The following is an 18,174-nucleotide window of genomic DNA, read 5'->3' as shown; positions in this document are numbered from 1 at the left end:
ATGAACCGCCGCCCCGCCCTATCAGGCTTCAGCGGCTTCTTCGAGAGCCGGCTCAAGCGGCAGATCGGAGGAAGCGCCGAGGTCGCGGCCCGACGAGCTCTGCTGACGGGCAATGCCGTCAAGCGCTGCACGCGAGATCAGATCGCAATAGAGCGAGATCGCACGCGAAGCGTCGTCGTTGCCGGGGATCGGGAAGTCGATACGGTCCGGATCGCAGTTCGAATCGATGATCGCGACAACCGGGATGCCGAGACGCTTTGCTTCGTCGATGGCAATCGATTCCTTGTTGGTATCGATGATGAACATCAGGTCCGGAACGCCGCCCATATCGCGGATACCGCCGAGTGCGCGGTTCAGCTTTTCGCGTTCGCGCTCGAGGTTGAGGCGTTCCTTCTTGGTGAAGCCGGACGCTTCCGAGTTCAGGATTTCGTCGAGCTTGCGCAGGCGCTGGATCGAGTTCGAAATCGTCTTCCAGTTGGTCATCATGCCGCCGAGCCAGCGGGCATTGACGTAGTACTGGGCCGAACGCTTGGCAGCGTCAGCGATGATTTCGGATGCCTGGCGCTTGGTGCCGACGAACAGAACGCGGCCGCCCTTGGCAACCGTGTCGCTGACAACCTGCAGCGCGCGCGACAGCAACGGAACGGTCTGCGCGAGGTCGATGATGTGAACGTTCGAACGATCGCCGAAGATGTACGGCTTCATTTTCGGGTTCCAGCGGTGAGTCTGGTGACCGAAGTGAACGCCAGCTTCCAGAAGCTGACGCATGCTAAAATCGGGCAATGCCATGCCTTTTTCTCCTTTTCCGGTTGAACCTCCGCAAGGCAAACAGCACTCTCTTCGAGAGTACCACCGGGTGGAACTGCCCGGATTTCTCCCGGACGGTCCCAAACCTTACGTGTGGAATGCGCTGCCCTTACCCCCTGCCAGCCGATAAATCAAGGGCGAACTCGGAAAATAGCGGCAGGCCGGTCGCTCGGACCTATTTGCACTTTTCCTGCTTGAAGACTTCCAGATCGGCGAGTTTGCCCGTCAGGACGAAATCGCCATAGTCCATGGTGAGGTCGCGGGTGATGCCGTTTTCATAGAGCTTGAACTCCATGCGGTAGATCGGCACGGCGTCTCCGGTGGCATTGTCGTTGAAATAGGAAATGGTCACCGGCCAGTAGGGTTTTGCGGCCATGGCGGCTGCCTTGTCGGCGTCGGCGTCGCCAGCAGCAGCCTTCTGCGGCTTGCCGATCATGGTGGTGGTGATCAGCGTCTTGTCGCCGGCGTCGGAGCCGTCGAAGATCCGCGATTCAAACAGCGTCTCGCCCTTCTTTGCCCGGTCGATGACGTCGAGCATATGCTCGGTCGGAAACAGGCCCTGCGCGAGATCGACCTGGCGCTTGTCCGGAGACGTCAGATCAACCGTCAGGCCCTGCTTGGCCTCATGGGCCGAGCCGCGCACTTCCTTGTCGAGCTTTTCGTCGGTGAAGGAACGTGTCAAAAAGCGGAAATTTCCGTTCTTCAGGTCCTCGTAGGTCGTCGTCTGCTGGTCGGTCAGCTTGACCTCGTCGCCCGTATCGACCTTGGTGACGAACCGGAAACTGACGGTATAGCCTTCGCAGGCCGAGCCATTGAATTCATAGACCATCCGCCCATACATACCGGAAATTCCAGAGCGCTCCGATGCGTCCTTCAATTCCAGATCATAGACCGCGCGGTGAGGCACCAGGATGTTGGCTGACGCAGCGGAAGCCCCGCCGACCGTCACACCCGATAAACACGCCCATGCCAGAATGACAGAGGCAAAGCCTGAACGAAACATCCGTTTCCTCCTGTTGGATTCGCTGATGATGCTATAAGAACACATCGGGCAAAAGCGAGGCATCACTGTTCGCGATGCGGTATTTTACCACTTCATGAAACATGCTGTGCATGCAGCATTTGACGACAAAACACAACAATGACCGGAGTTATCCATGTCTGCAGATATTGAAGCACGCATCACGGAACTGGGAATCACATTGCCACAGGCTGCAGCGCCCGCCGCCAATTATGTTCCCTTCGTCATCAGCGGATCGCACCTTTATATCTCCGGCCAGCTCCCGATGGAAAACGGCAAGGTGGCAGTCACCGGCCATCTCGGCGACGGCATCGATGTCGCCACCGGCCAGCGTGCTGCCGAACTCTGCGCCATCAATATTCTTGCCCAGGCCAAGGCAGCGCTGGGCGGCGATCTCTCGCGCATTCGCCGCATCGTCAAGCTCAACGGCTTCATCGCCTCCAAGCCGACCTTCATCGAGCAGCATCTGGTCATGAACGGTGCCTCCAACCTGATCGCCAAGGTCCTCGGCGATGCCGGCATTCATGCGCGCGCCGCTGTCGGCATGGCCGCCCTGCCCTTCAATGCCGCCGTCGAAATCGACGCCGTAATCGAAATCGCCTGAGCGGAACGATATCCATGAAAGATCTGTCCTGGCTGACGGCGCAACCGGTCGCTCATCGCGGCTATCACGACATGAACCATGCGATCTGGGAAAATACGCTTTCGGCGTTTTCCCGGGCGGCGGAAAACGGCTTCGCCATCGAATGCGACCTGCAATACACCGCCGACAGCGTGCCGGTGGTTTTTCACGATGACGACATGCAGCGGCTTTGCGGCATCAAGGGCGACATCCGCGAAAAGACCGCTGGCGAACTCGGGCTCATCGCCATCGGCGGCACCGCCGACAAGATCTCGACGCTCGGACAGCTTTTGAGGCTGGTCAAGGGCCGGGTGCCGATCGTGCTCGAACTGAAAGGCCGCAAGGGCGACGACGAGGGCTTTGCCGACGCGGTGCTGGAGGCGCTGGAAAGCTATGACGGCCCTATTGCCCTGATGAGTTTCGACCATTGGCTGCTGAAAGATCTCAAAGCCCAGGACCCGCCCTACCCGATCGGCCTCACAGCCGGCGGCAACCAGCCGGAGCAGTTCCTCGTTCACGAAGACGCGATGCAGCTCGGGCTTGATTTCATTTCCTATTTCTACGGGGATTTGCCAAACTCGTTCATCAGCAAGGAACGTTCGCTCGGCCGGCCGATCCTGACCTGGACCGTGCGCGATCAGGCCGGCGTCGATCACACCTATGCTCACGCCGATCAGATGACATTCGAGGGTTTCGATCCCAAGGAAAGGCTTATCGCTTAAAGAATGACCGGTGACGTCAAAATCCGCGTCGAGACATCCTTTCAGGATATTTCGAAGGACAGCTGGGACGGATTGTCAGGCGCCGCCAAGGGGCAACCCGGCGGCCTCTACAATCCGTTCATTTCGCATGCCTATCTGTCATCTCTGGAAGAATCCGGCTCGGCGACTGCCGATACCGGCTGGCTCGGCCAGCATCTGCTGATGGAAGACGGCCATGGCGGCCTGGCGGGCGGGCTGATCTGCTATCTGAAAAATCACAGCCAAGGCGAATACGTCTTCGATCACGGCTGGGCCGACGCTCTGGAACGGGCGGGTGGGCGCTATTATCCGAAACTGCAATGCTCGGTTCCCTTCACACCGGCAACCGGGCCACGGCTACTGACCGCCACGACGGCCGATGCCGGTGTCGTTCGCAGTTCGCTTGCCGCCGGTCTCCAGGAACTTACCCGCCGCCACAATGTCTCGTCGGCGCATGTGACGTTCCTGCCTGAGGAAGAAATTCCGACGGTCGAACAGGCCGGTTTCCTGCATCGGACCGACCAGCAGTTCCATTTCCTCAACCACGGCTATGCATCGCACAATGACTTCCTCGAAACGCTGGCTTCGCGCAAACGCAAGGCGTTGAAGAAGGAGCGCCGTGCCGCACTCGAAGGCGGTATCAGCATCGACTGGCTGACCGGCAGGGACCTGACCGAAAGCATCTGGGACCAGTTTTTCTCCTTCTACATGGACACCGGCAGCCGCAAATGGGGCCGCCCCTATCTGACGCGCAAATTCTATTCGCTGATCGGCGAACGCATGGCCGATGACATCCTGCTGGTCATGGCCAGGCGCAACGGAAAATACATCGCCGGGGCCATCAATTTCATCGGCAGCGATGCGCTTTATGGCCGTCACTGGGGCGCGGTCGAAGACCACCCCTTCCTGCATTTCGAGGTGTGCTACCATCAGGCCATCGATTTTGCCATCGCCAAGGGATTGCAGCGTGTCGAGGCGGGCGCCCAAGGCGAACACAAGCTGGCGCGCGGATATCTGCCGGCGACCACCCATTCGGCGCATTTCATCGCCCATCCCGGACTAAAACGCGCCGTTGCCGATTATCTCGAACGCGAACGGCAGGAGGTCGAGCAGATGAGCGATATCCTGGCCGAGCACAGCCCGTTCCGCAAAGGCGAGCGGCAAGAGACCGACGATTGAACAGGATTTTGAGGAGAGATCCAGATGACCAGCGCCGCCTATGACAGCAACAATATCTTCGCCAAGATCCTGCGCGGCGAAATTCCCGCCCACAAGGTCTATGAGGATGACAACGTCCTTGCCTTCATGGACGTCATGCCGCAGGCGCAAGGTCATGTCCTGGTCGTTCCGAAGGCCGCTTCCCGCAATATTCTCGACGCGGATCCAGCGACACTCAGCGCGCTCATTGCTACCGTACAGACCGTGGCGATCGCCACCCAGGAGGCCTTCGACGCCGATGGTGTGACGATCATGCAGTTCAACGAGGCGCCGGCAGGACAATCGGTCTTTCACCTGCACTTCCACGTCATTCCGCGTCACGAGGGCGTGCCCCTGCGGCCGCATTCCGGCAAGATGGAAGATGGGACCGTGCTTGCGGCGAATGCGGAGAGGATCAGGGACGCGCTCTGATGGCAGCGTCAGACAGCCTGCGGTTCACTGATCTTGTGATAGGCGTTGCTCAACCTGCGCATTGTCATGCTTGATAGCGCGTAGGCGATCGCAAACACGCCGACGCCACCGATCATATCGATCAGGTGATGGCCGCCTTGCACGAGAATTGCCAGTGCCATGAAAGCATTGAGGCAAAAGATCACTGGCATCAAAATGAGATGGCGCGGCACGAAACAGACCGACATGCATGCCATTACGGTATGGAATGATGGGAAACCAATCAAACCAAGGACGTTCTTCGGAGAGAGATAATCTATCCCATCGCGGCTTAGGACCAGCAGCGCATCGCCATACGCCGGGGTAACAGCGATCGGAAATGCCTCCAGTACCGACTGCGGTAGATCGTGAAAGCTCTTGGCGCCAAAATTGGGGAACAGCGCCCAGATCACAATTGCCAAAAGCGCTCCAATGACCCCAGTCAGCAAAAAGCGGTGCAACTCTTGGGCCCGTCCCATGAAGCCCAAAACGAGAATAATGACTAAAAGCTGTGGCAGCGAGGTGAAATAGACCTGATACAGAAACGTCCCGAACCATGGGTAATTCGACACCCAGATCAACAACATTGGCCAATGATATCCCATCGCCGCATCGACCTGCATCAAAAAATCGTCGATCGGCGCGAATGTATTGGGAAGAAACATGTAATTGAATATCGAGCCGACAATTGTGAACAGGACAAACAGTCCGGCCGCGATAAGAGCCAATGCCAATCTGCCCTCATTCCGGATGACACGATAATATTGCCCGGCTGCCACCAGAAACAGGCCGATCCCAACCATGCTGGCATAGCCTAAGACATCGACCGGGATGTTCTTCACATAGAGAAGGACGGCATCCAACGCCGCCAGGACAAAAAGAATTCGAACGACGAACCATTCTCCCGGCAAAAAACGCATCTGCTGCTCCTTTGATATCGAGCAACACATACGCCTTGGCATTTAAGATTCGGCTAAGCGGAGCTGCGCTTGCCGAGCTTTTTAAAATCCCAATGCCCACAAACCAATCGCCAGCACACCAATCGCCGTGGCGATGCCGACGGCCGGTTTCTGGCGGCTGATGAAGAAGGCGGCCGCACCCGCCGCGATCGATCCCAACCGCAGCCAGAGTGGCGACTGCTCAAGAATGCCGGTCGGATAGAGGATTAGCTTGGCGATGACGGCTGCCACCAAGGCTGTTGCAACCGCCCTCACCCAATTGAGGACTTCGGAATCCTCGCGCAGACGATTACCGGCGAGAACGCCGAGCCAGCGCCAGATATCCGTTGCAAGCCATCCGGCAATTGCGATGAAAACATAGGCCCACCAGCCTTCAAGCACGGTCATGCCCCAACCTCCCCGCGCTTGCGCCAATTGCGTTCTGCCAGCCAAGCCAATGTTCCACCACCGACACCGGCCAGCAGAATATCGAATTCCGGCGCAAGCCAGTAGAAGAACGGCCCAGCCACAAGACCGACGATCATTGCTACATAGATGACCGGATGACGCGCGGAGCTCCAGATCGACACCAGGAAATAGACCGGCGTCAGGAAAAACAGGCAGCCGGCGACAATCGGCGGAAACTCTGCAACGAACTGGTAAACGGCGGCCACCAGAAGCATGTTGACCAGAACAAGCGTGATACCGAAACCGGCGAAAAACGTGACGCGATGTTCGCGCGGCACCGCCTGCACCTTTTCCATGGCAAACACCCAAGCCGTGATCGCGACAAAATGCGAGAGGACCAGCAGCAGCCAAGTGGGCGTTTTTTCGGTGCGGATTTCAGGGACGAGCGCTGCGACCATCGGCATCAGCCGGATGGACGACAGCGTCACCGCGACAAAGGCGGTGAGCAAATTGGCACCGCCAAGGATCGAGCTGACAAGGATGACCTTGGCCGGCAAGGCCCAGACGACGCCCGTCATGAACACGACCTGCTCGACAGGGATACCGGCCTGGGCGGTAAAGGCGCAAAAGCCGACAAACGACAGCATCAGGATGATTGCCGGCAGGCTGAAAATTCCCCGCATGCCCGCCACGAACCATGTCCGCCCCGAGCCGTTCGTCTGGCCATCGTCCATCAAAACATCCGTCTGTTCATTGCCACAAAAAAACGGTGCCAGACAATCAAGTCCGGCACCGTGTCTCTATTGGGGATGCGTCATTTCTTGCGCGGCACCTTCGGCACCGTGCTGCCCTTGCGGGGCGGCTCGGCCGCCTTGGCACTGATCGGTTCGTCAGCCTTGGTTGCCTTGGCTGCCTTCTTCGGCTTGGCGGGCGCGTCAGGCTCAGCGCCGACGCTTTCCAGTTCCTTCGGCTTGGCTGCCTTCGACGCCTTTTTTACGGGGGTCACCACCTCCGCCTTCGGCTTGATCCGCGCCGTCTCCGGCACGTAGTCGAGCAACACGCCCTTGGCGCCATCCGGCTTGGTCCCGACTGTCACCTTGACGACGCCACCCTTCTTCAGCTTGCCGAAGAGGATTTCGTCAGCCAGCGGCTTCTTGATGTGTTCCTGGATGACACGTGCCAGCGGCCGGGCACCCATCTTTTCATCATAGCCCTTGTCGGACAGCCAGGCGATGGCTTCCGGCTGCAGGTCGAAGGTGACGTTGCGTTCGGCCAGCTGGGTTTCCAGCTGCATGACGAACTTCTGCACCACCTGGTGGATGACCGGCGTCGGCAGCGAAGCGAACGGAATGACCGCATCGAGACGGTTGCGGAATTCCGGCGTGAACAGCCGGTTCAGCGCCTCCACATCGTCACCTTCGCGCTTGGCAGAGCCAAAGCCGAAGGCAGCCTTTGCCATCTCCGACGCACCCGCATTGGTCGTCATGATCAGGATGACGTTGCGGAAGTCGATCTTCTTGCCGTTATGGTCGGTCAGTGAGCCGTGATCCATGACCTGCAACAGGATGTTGAACAGGTCCGGATGCGCCTTTTCGATTTCGTCGAGCAGCAACACAGAATGCGGATGCTGATCGATGCCATCGGTCAAGAGGCCACCCTGATCGAACCCGACATAGCCGGGAGGTGCCCCGAGCAGACGCGAGACGGTATGGCGCTCCATATATTCCGACATGTCGAAGCGGATCAGTTCGACGCCGAGCGACGCCGCCAGTTGCTTGGCAACCTCCGTCTTGCCGACACCGGTCGGGCCCGAAAAGACGTAGGAGCCGATCGGCTTGTTGGGTTCGCGCAAGCCGGCACGGGCCAGCTTGATCGCCGACGCAAGCGCCTCGATTGCCAGGTCCTGGCCGTAAACGACAGAGCGCAATTCCTTTTCCAGATTGGCGAGAACGGCCTCGTCGTCCTTGGAAACGGATTTCGGCGGAATGCGGGCCATCGTTGCGATCGTCGCTTCGATTTCCTTTTCGGTGATCAGCTTGCGCCGCTTGCTGACGGGCAGCAGCATCTGGGCCGCACCGGTTTCGTCGATCACGTCGATCGCCTTGTCCGGCAGCTTGCGGTCGTTGATGTAGCGGGCAGACAGTTCGACAGCCGACTTGATCGCCTCGTTCGAGTATTTCAGCTTGTGATAGTTCTCGAAATAGGGTTTCAGGCCCTTCATGATCTCGATGGCATCGTCGATGGTCGGTTCGCTGACGTCGATCTTCTGGAACCGGCGCACGAGCGCGCGATCCTTTTCGAAGAACTGGCGGTATTCTTTGTAGGTGGTCGAACCGATGCAGCGGATTGCACCCGAGGACAAAGCCGGCTTCAGCAGGTTGGACGCATCCATGGCGCCGCCGGACGTTGCACCGGCACCGATGACGGTGTGGATCTCGTCGATGAACAGCACGGCACCCGGATATTCTTCCAGTTCCTTGACAACCTGCTTCAGACGCTCTTCGAAGTCACCACGATAGCGGGTGCCTGCGAGCAGCGTACCCATGTCGAGCGAAAAGATCGTCGCGTCCTGCAACGCTTCGGGCACCTTCTTCTCGACGATGCGCTTGGCCAGACCTTCGGCGATCGCCGTCTTGCCGACGCCGGGGTCGCCCACGTAAAGCGGGTTGTTCTTGGAGCGGCGGCAGAGAATTTGAATGGTCCGGTTGACCTCGGCATGGCGGCCGATCAGCGGATCGATCTTGCCGACCTTGGCCTTCTCGTTGAGATTGACGCAATAGGCCGTCAGCGCATCCTGCTGCTTCTTCGGGCCGCTTTCATCATGTTCGCGTGATGCCTTCTGTTCGGATTCCGGCTCATCGGCGCCGCGTGGCGGGCGCGCCTCGGATGCGCCAGGGCGCTTGCCGATACCATGAGAGATGAAATTGACGGCGTCGTAGCGCGTCATTTCCTGTTCCTGCAGGAAATAGGCCGCATGGCTCTCGCGTTCGGCAAAGATCGCAACAAGCACGTTGGCGCCGGTGACTTCCTCGCGCCCGGACGACTGGACATGGATGACCGCACGCTGGATGACGCGCTGGAAACCGGCCGTCGGCTTGGAATCCTCGTCGTAGCCCGTGACCAGATTGCCCAGTTCATTATCGACATAGTCGGAGACGGTCTTGCGCAATGCGTCGAGATTGACGTTGCATGCCCCCATGACCGCCGCTGCATCGGCATCGTCGATCAATGCCAACAGGAGGTGCTCCAGGGTCGCATATTCGTGATGGCGCTCATTGGCCAGCGTCAGAGCCTGGTGCAGGGCTTTTTCAAGGCTTGTTGAAAATGTTGGCACGTCAGTTCCTCATTTCTTTTCCATGACGCATTGCAGCGGATGCTGATGCTCGCGGGCAAAATCCATCACCTGCGTCACTTTGGTTTCGGCAACTTCGTAGGTGAAAACACCGCATTCACCCACGCCGTGATTGTGAACATGCAGCATGATCAGAGTTGCCGCTTCGCGATCCTTCTGGAAAAAACGCTCCAGAATATGAATCACGAATTCCATAGGCGTATAGTCGTCGTTCAGAAGCAGGACGCGATAAAGGCTCGGCTTCTTGGTCTTCGGCTGTGTCCGAGTGATGACGGACGTGCCACGGCTGGCCTTGCCCCCATCCCCGTCGCTGTCTGCTTGCATCCGGACCGGCATGGCGATCATTCTACTTCATTCCCTTGTCCAGCCGCAAATGCTTGGGAGAAATTCGCGGCCTGTTCGTGACACTTAATCTAGTGGTTCTTTTTTAGATTTTAAGGCTGTTCGTCTGCACTGCAATCACATTTGCGTCGTGAAGCACAAGATTGACCAACTTTCTTCGGGCCGCCTATCGCCAATGTCGCGCATAGACAACAAAAAACCGGCTGCGGGGCGTGCAGCCGGTTTTTCAGGGATAAAGGGCGTGATGGCGCCTTAAGCGGCGACGGCGGCCTTTACAGCGGCCGTGGCCTTGGCAACCGGCGCTTCGTAAGGCTTGTAGGTGTCCTTGGCGAGATCGACATACATTTCGCCAATCTTGGTGGCTCCGGCGACATAGCCTTCGTATGCGGTCTTCACGTAGCTGGTCTGCAGCTCGAAAGCGGCTTCGACGCTCTTGACGGTGCTGATCTTCTCGATGTGGGCAACGCTGTCCTCGAACGCCTTCTTGGAGTAGTCGGCAGCTTCTGTGGCGATTGCCTGGAAAGCCTTCGTCAACGACGCATAGCTTTTCAGCAACGTATCCATGTTCTCTTTGCTTTTCTTATTCGCATCTTCGAAATTGAACATCAGGCTGCTCCTTTTGTGACGCTCGTAATCACAATATTTTATGTGCACTGCACCATAAAGTCAATGTATACGTGCACCGCAATAAAACGCTTTGATTGCAACAGCTTGATGAAAGACGAGTAAATCTGACCGTTTACTGTCAAAAAATAATCAAAAAGTATGATTTTATCAAAAAACCCGGCCTGAATATCAGGGCCGGGTCAAATTCACGTGCTCAACCGAAGATGGCGTTTACAGGTCGATATCGAGAATTGCCATCGAGAAGCTGTAGGACAGCTCTCCATCTTCCTCATCGCGAAAGATCACGCCCAGAAACTCGTCGCCCAGGTAAACCTCGGCAGATTCATCCTTTTTCGGCCGCGCCTTGATGACTATTGCCTGGTTGAAAGTACGCTTGAAATAAGCTTCGAGCTTTTTGATTTCTTCGGGCTTCAAGTCTTTTCTCCATGACGGTTGATTTGCGCCGCTTTTCGCACAGCGGCTCAATCGATGTAAACCCCTGGCTGGCCGCCAAGTGGCCAGTCGCCGGTTCAGATCTCGAAGGAAACCAGCAGTTGATCCATCGAACGGGACGGTTCAGAGCAGCCGGCCTCACCGACGACTCGGGCGGGAACACCGGCGACCGTGGTCTTGGACGGAACTTCCTTGAGAACGACGGACCCTGCGGCCACTCTTGAGCAATTTCCGATGTGAATATTGCCGAGAATTTTTGCGCCGGCGCCGATCAACACGCCATTGCCGATCTTCGGATGACGGTCGCTGCCCTCCTTGCCGGTGCCGCCGAGCGTCACACCATGCAGAATGGAGACGTTATCGCCGATGACAGCCGTTTCGCCAACGACAAGCCCTGTCGCGTGATCAAGGAAAATGCCCTTGCCGATACGCGCCGCCGGATTGATGTCAGTCTGGAAAACAGACGAGGAACGGCTTTGCAGATAGAGCGCAAAATCGCGGCGCCCCCGGTTCATCAGCCAATGCGCCAGGCGATGGGTCTGGATGGCATGGAACCCCTTGAAATAAAGGATTGCCTCAAGAAAACGCGTGCAGGCCGGATCACGGTCGTAAACGGCCTGAATATCGACGCGCAGGATGCTGCCCCATTCCGGCCAGTCCTCAAGCATTTCCGAAAATGTCTGACGCAGGAGATTGGCCTGAAGGTCGGGATGATCGAGCCGCTCGCAAATCCGGTAGATGACGCTGTCTTCCAGCGAACGCTGATTGATGATGGTGGAATAGAGGAAAGCCGCAAGCAAGGGATCCTGCTGGGCAGCGATCCGTGCTTCCTCCTGCAGACTATCCCAGATCGGATCCATGATCTTCACGGTTTCGGTCGGGCGTATGTCAGTCCTGGCGACCATCGCCACTCTCCTTCGTAGTCCGTCTATGCGTCAGGTATAGGCCAAATCGCACTGGATATAAATGGCCGCCCCGAAATAGACGCTCAAAACGCTTATGCAGCGCTACGCTTGCCCGACCTTGGCCCAAAACTCAAGCGCCGCCTTCTTGAAGACCCTGTCGCCGACCGCAAGCATGTGGTCACGGCCGGGAATATCCAGCGCCACGGCATCGGGGATCAGGGCGGCCAGTTCCTGCGGCGAGCCGGCAATATCATCCTTGGTTCCGACGGCGATCAACACCGGCACATCGATGCGGCCCATATCTTCGACAGTGAGCAGGTCGCGCGAGGTCGAGATACAGGCGGCCAGCGCCTTGCGGTCGCTTTTCGTCTGGTCGGCAAAAGCGCGAAACATCCGTCCCCGCTCATGGGTGACCACATCGAGAGACGGCGCGTTCAGCGCGTCGGCAATCGGATCCCAGTCGCCGACGCCGGTCACCATGCCGATACCAAGCCCACCGAGAACGAGCGAGCGCACGCGGTTCGGATGCGCCAGCGTCAGGAAAGTCGAAATGCGGGCGCCCATCGAATAGCCCATCACATGGGCTTCGGCGATGCCGAGGTGATCGAGCAGCGCCACCGCATCGCCAGCCATCGCCGCGGGATGATAGACGCTCGGATCATGCGGCTTGTCGCTGGCGCCATGGCCGCGATTGTCGAGTGCTATGACCCGGTATCCGGCATCGCCCAGCGTCTTCAACCAACCCGGATAGACCCAGTTCACATTGGCGCTGGAAGCGAACCCATGGATCAGCAGGACCGGATCGCCGGACTGATCGCCTTCGTCGAAATAGGCGATCGACAGGCCATCATGGGTAAAGGTGGAAAAGGCGGGCGGATTGAGATCCATGGCAAGCGTCCTGTTTTGAGCGAACCTATGACACGGGCAGCCCCGGGAAAACCCCGGCCCGCCAAAAAACCCACAGGCGCGGCATCTTTGCCGCTACACTTTTGACGCAAAGCTTTCTATGGTGCGGCCAAATTCGACACTTCTTCTACACGACGGAGCATGACATGGCCGGGCACGGTATTCCCCACTTTCAAAACGATGGCGGCCACGCGGTGATCGAGGTCGGCGTCAAGGAATTCATGTGCACGGGCGCATCCGTGCCCTTCGATCATCCGCACATCTATATCGACATGGGCGACGACAACGAAAAAGTCTGTTCCTACTGCTCGACGCTGTACCGGTACAATGCCAAGCTCCATGCGGATCAGACGGTCCCGGACGGCTGCACGTTCAATGCAAAGGCGGCCTGAGCGGCAAACGCTCCCGGCATGAACAGGCACCAGCCCGTTGCGATCGCCGGTGCCGGCATTGCCGGCCTGACGGCAGCCCTCAGTTTTGCCCGCAAAGGTATTTCCACTGAGATTTTCGAGCGGACGGCCGTCCTCAGCGAGGCTGGCGCCGGGCTGCAGCTGTCGCCCAATGCGACACGTATCCTGACGACGCTCGGGCTTCTCCCACAACTGCAAAACGTGTGGAGCGAACCGCAGGCAGTGACGCTCGTCAGCGGCATATCGCTGAAAACGATCGCATCCGTGCCATCCGGCGCATTCGCGCGCAATCGCTGGCGCGCGCCCTACGGTGTTCTCCACAGAGCCGACCTGCAGAAGACGCTGCTTGATGCCGTCAGCGCCAATCCGCTGTGCCGCCTTCATCTCGGCACGGAGATCGATGATGGCGACCAATACGATTTTACGAGCATGATCGGCAGCGAACCGCGCCTTTTGGTTGGAGCCGATGGAGTCTGGTCCAAAGTCAGGAAGCGGATAGAAGGTGCTGGAAAGGCGAGATTTTCGGGAAATATAGCCTGGCGCTTCACGCGCGGTGAGGCTGAGGCTCCGGCTTTTTTCGACACAACCAAAGTCACCGCCTTTCTTGGCAGCGGCTCGCACCTTGTCGTCTACCCCCTGCAGCGCGCGCGCAGTTTCAACGTGGTGGCTATTACGAGCGGCGCCGATCCCGGAGAACCATGGGACAACACCCTGCCCAAGCAGGAAAACCGGCAGCGACTGTTCGAAGCCTTTTCCGGATGGCACCCTCAGATTGTCCAGATGCTGCGGCACGTTATTGAGCCGACGATCTGGCCACTCTACGAAGTGAATGACGGCGCCTGGAATCAGGGCGACGATATTGTTCTGATCGGCGACGCAGCCCATGCGATGATGCCGTTTGCCGCGCAGGGTGCCGCAATGGCGATCGAGGATGCGTTTGAGCTTGCGTCCTTCGTGGCCGATGGAAAGCCGCTGAGCGCCTTTGCCGATCACCGCAAAAGCCGTGTGGCGCGCGTCCGCTCCCGTGGCACTTTCAATCGTTTTGCCTATCACGCCCGTGGCCCGGTGCGGCTCGGGCGTGATCTGGTGCTGTCGCTTCGGCGGCCGGAAAGCCTGGCCGCCGATTTCGACTGGCTCTACGGATACGAGCCGAAGGACTGACGATCAGACGGCCTTTGCCGCCGCAAACCCGGCTTCGATATCCTTGCGCAGGTCCGCCACATCCTCTAGCCCGATCTGCAACCGGATGACCGGACCTTCCGTCGGTGCCTTGCTGACTTTGCGGTCGGAAAGACCGACATGGACGGCCAGGCTCTCAAAGCCACCCCAGGACCAGCCGAGCCCGAAGATCGACAATGCGTCCAGGAAGGCATGCGCCTTTGCCTTGAACTGTTCCGGACCGTGGGCCTTCAGAACGAATGAGAAGATGCCGCTTGACCCGGTAAAATCGCGCTTCCACAGATCGTGGCCGGGAAAGCTTGGCAGCGCCGGGTGCAGCACACGGGCGACATCGTCGCGCTCTTCCAGCCAGCGGGCAATGTTGAGCGTACTTTCCTGATGGCGCTCGAGACGGATGCCCATCGTGCGCAGACCGCGCAAAATCTGATAACTGTCATCGGGTGCGCCGCACAGACCAAGGGCCCCATGCGCCTCCAGCAATGGCTCCCAATGGGCAGCATTGGCCGAGACGGTGCCCATCAGAATATCGGAATGACCGGACGGGTATTTGGTCGCCGCGTGGATCGAGATGTCAACGCCGTGATCCAACGGCTTGAAATAGAGCGGTGTCGCCCAGGTATTGTCCATCGTCACCACGCAACCGTGGCGATGCGCGACAGCAGAGATGGCGCGGATATCCTGCATTTCGAATGTGTTGGAGCCGGGTGCTTCGGTGTGAACGAGCTTGGTGTTCGGCTTGATCAGGTTTTCGATGCCAGCGCCGACCATCGGGTCGTAGTACTCGACAGTGACGCCAAGCCTCTTCAGCATCGTGTCACAGAAATGCCGGGTCGGGAAATAGACCGAATCAACGATCAGCGCATGATCGCCGGCCGACAGAAAGGCTAGGAACGGCACGGCGACGGCGGCGAGGCCCGATGGCACGAGGACGGTGCCTGCCGAGCCTTCCAGCGCATCGATGGCTTCGCACAACGCATCGGTGGTCGGCGTTCCGCGCGTCCCATAGGTATATTTCTGCGACTTTGTTTCCATAGCTTTTGCATTTGGAAACAATACCGTAGACGCGTGCACCACAGGCGGATTGACGAAACCATGAAAGTCGGAGGGAGAGTTGCCGATATGCGACAGCCGGGTGTTCACGCCGGCGCCGGCAAGGAAATCATTCTTTTCAGTCATGGGATAGCGTCCGCTTGTAAAACTTCATGTCCGCAGACTTTTCGGCCCGCAGACCCGGGGGGTCAAGGGACTTCCGTTGCGGCACTCCGGCACGGGGGTGGAAAACCCAGTTTCTGGCAATTTTTTGAACAGAAAAGTGCACCAAACGATCAAAAGCTGCTTAAACATGCGGCTCAGTCAACGATTCTGGGAGACCAGCCCGGAAAATCGGCAACGCGTCTTGACCCTGCGCGGTTTTGAGCATGAGATAGACGGTACTCGCGCCAGGAGGGTGGCGGGGGCCGTCGCTGCATCCAAGCGCAGCTGTGCGGGACAAGAACAAAGACAACAGAAAAAGGTTCTAAAATGGCTAGAAGAATTCTGACAGCGCTTATAGGCGCTGCCGTCATGGGGATTGGCGCCCAGGCCGCATCGGCAACGACACTCGGCGACGTTAAGGCGAAGGGGTTCCTTCAATGCGGCGTCAACACCGGCCTGACCGGCTTTGCCTCCCCGGATGCGTCCGGCAATTGGAGCGGCTTCGACGTCGATTATTGCAAGGCAATTGCCGCTGCCATCTTCGGCGACGCGACCAAGGTGAAATACACCCCGACATCCGCCAAGGACCGCTTCCCGGCTTTGCAGTCCGGCGAAGTGGACGTATTGGCCCGTAACACCACCTGGACAATCAACCGCGATACAGCACTCGGCTTCAACTTCCGCGCCGTCAACTATTATGACGGCCAGGGTTTCATGGTGCGCAAGTCGCTGAACGTGAAGTCGGCGCTTGAACTGTCCGGCGCTGCCGTCTGCGTCCAGACCGGCACGACGACCGAACTGAACCTTGCCGACTACTTCAAGGCCAATAACCTGCAGTACAACCCGGTGGTCTTCGAAAAGCTCGAAGAAGTGAACGCTGCCTATGACGCCGGCCGCTGCGACGTTTACACGACCGACCAGTCGGGCCTGTACTCACTGCGTCTGACGCTGGCTGCTCCGGATGATCACATCATCCTGCCGGAAATCATTTCCAAGGAGCCGCTTGGACCGGCCGTCCGTCAGGGCGACGACCAGTGGTTTGACATTGTCAGCTGGGTTCACTACGCGCTTGTCGGTGCTGAAGACTTCGGCATCACTTCGGCCAATGTCGAGGAAATGAAGAAGTCGACGAACCCGGACATCCAGCGCTTCCTTGGCGTTGAGGCGGACACCAAGATCGGTACCGACCTCGGCCTCGAAAACGATTGGGCCGTCAAGATCATCAAGGCCGTCGGCAATTACGGCGAAGTGTTCGACCGCAATATCGGTACAGGCAGCCCGTTGAAGATCGAACGCGGCCTGAACGCGCTGTGGAGCAAGGGCGGCATCCAGTACGCACCGCCGGTGCGCTAAGACCATACGACAATCGGGAAAGCGGTTTCGGCCGCTTTCCCTCCCAAAAATAAGAATCGCTCGAAACAGGGCGATCAGGGGATTATGAGGCTCTGCATGACGATCGACGCCACGATTCCGCCCGGCAAGGACAAGCCGACCGGCTCAATTTTAAACGACCCCAAAGTTCGCGGTATCATCTACCAAGCCGTGACTCTGCTGTTGCTGATTGCTTTCATCTACTGGGTCGCCATGAACACCAGTGAAAACCTGAAGCGGGCCAACATCGCCTCCGGTTACGGCTTTCTCAACGGACGTGCCGGCTTTGATGTCGGCCAGTCGCTGATCGCGTATTCCAGTGACTCGACCTATGGCCGCGCGCTTGTGGTGGGCTTCTTCAACACCATCCTGGTCGCCGTTGCCGGCATCATCACCGCGACAATCATCGGCTTTCTGGTCGGTATCGGCCGGCTGTCGAAGAACTGGCTGATTGCCAAGCTGTCGATGGTCTATGTCGAAATATTCCGCAACATACCACCGCTCCTGGTGATTTTCTTCTGGTATTCGGGGGTTCTGGCAGTTCTGCCGCAGCCCAAGGAATCGCTTGCGCTGCCACTGGATATGTACATCAACAATCGTGGACTGGCCTTCCCGCGGCCGGTCTTCGACAGCGGTTCGCAGTTCATTCTTCTCGCCTTTGTCATCGCGGTCGTCGGCAGCTTTCTCTTTACCCGATATGCAAATAGGAAGCAGATGGAGACCGGGGAACGCCTGCCTGTGCTTTGGACGGTGCTTGGCCTGCTGATCGGCCTGCCCTTGCTCACCTATTTCGCAACCGGCATGCCGATTTCCTTCGATGTACCGGTCGCCGGCAAGTTCAACCTGACCGGCGGGTCCGTCATCGGCCCGGAATTCCTGTCGCTGTTCCTGGCGCTGTCGTTCTATACGGCATCCTTTATCGCCGAAATAGTCCGCGCCGGCATTCGCGGCGTCAGCCACGGCCAATCGGAAGCAGCGCATGCGCTCGGCATCCGGCCCGGCCTCACCACCCGTCTCGTCGTCGTGCCTCAGGCCATGCGGATCATCATTCCGCCGCTGACCAGCCAATATCTCAACCTGACGAAAAACTCGTCTCTCGCCATCGCCATTGGTTATTCGGACCTGGTATCGACCGGCGGGACAATCCTCAACCAGACCGGTCAGGCGATCGAAATCGTCAGTATCTGGATCGTCGTCTATCTGACGCTCAGCCTGTCGACATCAGCGATCATGAACTGGTTCAACGCCAAGATGGCACTGGTGGAGAGATAAG

General features: G+C 58.4%; 20 protein-coding genes. 8 read left to right on the top strand and 12 right to left on the bottom strand.

Annotated elements, in window-relative coordinates; translation table 11 throughout:
• Positions 1 to 21 precede the first annotated feature (21 nt).
• Positions 22 to 789 (bottom strand): 30S ribosomal protein S2, encoded by a 768-nt coding sequence (rpsB, locus tag ACP7E6_RS13275; protein WP_264218918.1) that lies wholly within the window; start codon positions 787 to 789, stop codon positions 22 to 24.
• 193 nt (positions 790 to 982) lie between these two features.
• The gene (locus ACP7E6_RS13270) at positions 983 to 1,810 is read right to left on the bottom strand and encodes a cell envelope integrity EipB family protein (RefSeq protein WP_426230195.1); all 828 of its coding nucleotides are present in this window, start codon (positions 1,808 to 1,810) and stop codon (positions 983 to 985) included.
• 154 nt (positions 1,811 to 1,964) lie between these two features.
• On the opposite strand from ACP7E6_RS13270, the gene ACP7E6_RS13265 reads away from it, so the two are divergent.
• Genes ACP7E6_RS13265 through ACP7E6_RS13250 form a run of 4 tightly spaced genes read left to right on the top strand, consistent with a single transcriptional unit; the run spans position 1,965 to position 4,819 of the window.
• Positions 1,965 to 2,432: a RidA family protein gene (locus tag ACP7E6_RS13265; RefSeq protein ID WP_426126181.1), complete on the top strand. Its 468-nt coding sequence runs from the start codon at positions 1,965 to 1,967 to the stop codon at positions 2,430 to 2,432.
• A 14-nt stretch (positions 2,433 to 2,446) separates the two neighbouring features.
• The gene (locus tag ACP7E6_RS13260; protein WP_426230194.1) at positions 2,447 to 3,172 is read left to right on the top strand and encodes a glycerophosphodiester phosphodiesterase; all 726 of its coding nucleotides are present in this window, start codon (positions 2,447 to 2,449) and stop codon (positions 3,170 to 3,172) included.
• 3 nt (positions 3,173 to 3,175) lie between these two features.
• A complete protein-coding gene (locus tag ACP7E6_RS13255; RefSeq protein ID WP_426230193.1) occupies positions 3,176 to 4,369 on the top strand; it encodes a GNAT family N-acetyltransferase in 1,194 nt (397 codons plus the stop codon).
• Between the two features lie 24 nt (positions 4,370 to 4,393).
• Positions 4,394 to 4,819, top strand: coding sequence for an HIT family protein (locus tag ACP7E6_RS13250; protein WP_426230192.1), 426 nt, complete (start codon positions 4,394 to 4,396; stop codon positions 4,817 to 4,819).
• A gap of 8 nt (positions 4,820 to 4,827) precedes the next feature.
• Here the strand turns inward: ACP7E6_RS13250 and ACP7E6_RS13245 are convergent, their stop codons facing one another.
• The 9 genes from ACP7E6_RS13245 to ACP7E6_RS13205 all read right to left on the bottom strand — a co-directional run bounded on the left by ACP7E6_RS13245 (position 4,828) and on the right by ACP7E6_RS13205 (position 12,729).
• Positions 4,828 to 5,757 carry a phosphatase PAP2 family protein gene (locus tag ACP7E6_RS13245; protein WP_426230191.1) on the bottom strand — a complete coding sequence of 310 codons (930 nt, stop codon included), beginning with the start codon at positions 5,755 to 5,757 and terminating at the stop codon, positions 4,828 to 4,830.
• A gap of 81 nt (positions 5,758 to 5,838) precedes the next feature.
• Positions 5,839 to 6,183, bottom strand: a complete 345-nt coding sequence (locus ACP7E6_RS13240) for an AzlD domain-containing protein (protein ID WP_426230190.1) — start codon at positions 6,181 to 6,183, stop codon at positions 5,839 to 5,841.
• Positions 6,180 to 6,917 carry an AzlC family ABC transporter permease gene (locus ACP7E6_RS13235; RefSeq protein WP_426230189.1) on the bottom strand — a complete coding sequence of 246 codons (738 nt, stop codon included), beginning with the start codon at positions 6,915 to 6,917 and terminating at the stop codon, positions 6,180 to 6,182. The genes ACP7E6_RS13240 and ACP7E6_RS13235 overlap by 4 nt, the downstream gene beginning before the upstream one ends.
• Before the next feature lie 80 nt (positions 6,918 to 6,997).
• A complete protein-coding gene (clpA, locus tag ACP7E6_RS13230; protein ID WP_426230188.1) occupies positions 6,998 to 9,517 on the bottom strand; it encodes an ATP-dependent Clp protease ATP-binding subunit ClpA in 2,520 nt (839 codons plus the stop codon).
• Positions 9,518 to 9,526: 9 nt separating this feature from the next.
• Positions 9,527 to 9,880, bottom strand: coding sequence for an ATP-dependent Clp protease adapter ClpS (gene clpS / locus ACP7E6_RS13225; RefSeq protein ID WP_426230187.1), 354 nt, complete (start codon positions 9,878 to 9,880; stop codon positions 9,527 to 9,529).
• Between the two features lie 249 nt (positions 9,881 to 10,129).
• Positions 10,130 to 10,483 carry a phasin family protein gene (locus tag ACP7E6_RS13220; protein ID WP_426230186.1) on the bottom strand — a complete coding sequence of 118 codons (354 nt, stop codon included), beginning with the start codon at positions 10,481 to 10,483 and terminating at the stop codon, positions 10,130 to 10,132.
• Positions 10,484 to 10,714: 231 nt separating this feature from the next.
• A complete protein-coding gene (locus ACP7E6_RS13215) occupies positions 10,715 to 10,918 on the bottom strand; it encodes a DUF3126 family protein (protein WP_426230185.1) in 204 nt (67 codons plus the stop codon).
• Positions 10,919 to 11,013: 95 nt separating this feature from the next.
• Positions 11,014 to 11,841: a serine O-acetyltransferase gene (cysE, locus tag ACP7E6_RS13210; RefSeq protein ID WP_426126172.1), complete on the bottom strand. Its 828-nt coding sequence runs from the start codon at positions 11,839 to 11,841 to the stop codon at positions 11,014 to 11,016.
• Between the two features lie 102 nt (positions 11,842 to 11,943).
• Positions 11,944 to 12,729, bottom strand: coding sequence for an alpha/beta fold hydrolase (locus tag ACP7E6_RS13205; protein ID WP_426230184.1), 786 nt, complete (start codon positions 12,727 to 12,729; stop codon positions 11,944 to 11,946).
• Between the two features lie 164 nt (positions 12,730 to 12,893).
• Between ACP7E6_RS13205 and ACP7E6_RS13200 the strand changes: the two genes are divergently transcribed.
• Positions 12,894 to 13,139, top strand: coding sequence for a zinc-finger domain-containing protein (locus tag ACP7E6_RS13200; RefSeq protein WP_037100916.1), 246 nt, complete (start codon positions 12,894 to 12,896; stop codon positions 13,137 to 13,139).
• Between the two features lie 18 nt (positions 13,140 to 13,157).
• Positions 13,158 to 14,318, top strand: a complete 1,161-nt coding sequence (locus tag ACP7E6_RS13195) for an FAD-dependent monooxygenase (protein ID WP_426230183.1) — start codon at positions 13,158 to 13,160, stop codon at positions 14,316 to 14,318.
• A 3-nt stretch (positions 14,319 to 14,321) separates the two neighbouring features.
• Here ACP7E6_RS13195 and ACP7E6_RS13190 read toward each other — a convergent pair whose 3' ends face one another.
• Positions 14,322 to 15,512 carry a cystathionine beta-lyase gene (locus tag ACP7E6_RS13190; RefSeq protein WP_426230182.1) on the bottom strand — a complete coding sequence of 397 codons (1,191 nt, stop codon included), beginning with the start codon at positions 15,510 to 15,512 and terminating at the stop codon, positions 14,322 to 14,324.
• A gap of 345 nt (positions 15,513 to 15,857) precedes the next feature.
• Between ACP7E6_RS13190 and ACP7E6_RS13185 the strand changes: the two genes are divergently transcribed.
• On the top strand, positions 15,858 to 16,883 hold the full coding sequence (locus tag ACP7E6_RS13185) for an amino acid ABC transporter substrate-binding protein (RefSeq protein WP_426230181.1): 1,026 nt from the start codon (positions 15,858 to 15,860) through the stop codon (positions 16,881 to 16,883).
• 96 nt (positions 16,884 to 16,979) lie between these two features.
• On the top strand, positions 16,980 to 18,173 hold the full coding sequence (locus ACP7E6_RS13180) for an amino acid ABC transporter permease (RefSeq protein WP_426230180.1): 1,194 nt from the start codon (positions 16,980 to 16,982) through the stop codon (positions 18,171 to 18,173).
• Position 18,174 lies beyond the last annotated feature (1 nt).

Origin of the sequence: Pararhizobium sp. DWP3-4 (genome assembly GCF_049898205.1) — a bacterium.
Taxonomy (GTDB): Bacteria; Pseudomonadota; Alphaproteobacteria; order Rhizobiales; family Rhizobiaceae; genus Pararhizobium.
The sequence above is the reverse complement of the archived record's forward strand: the minus strand, read 5'-3'. Positions and strand labels throughout refer to the sequence as shown.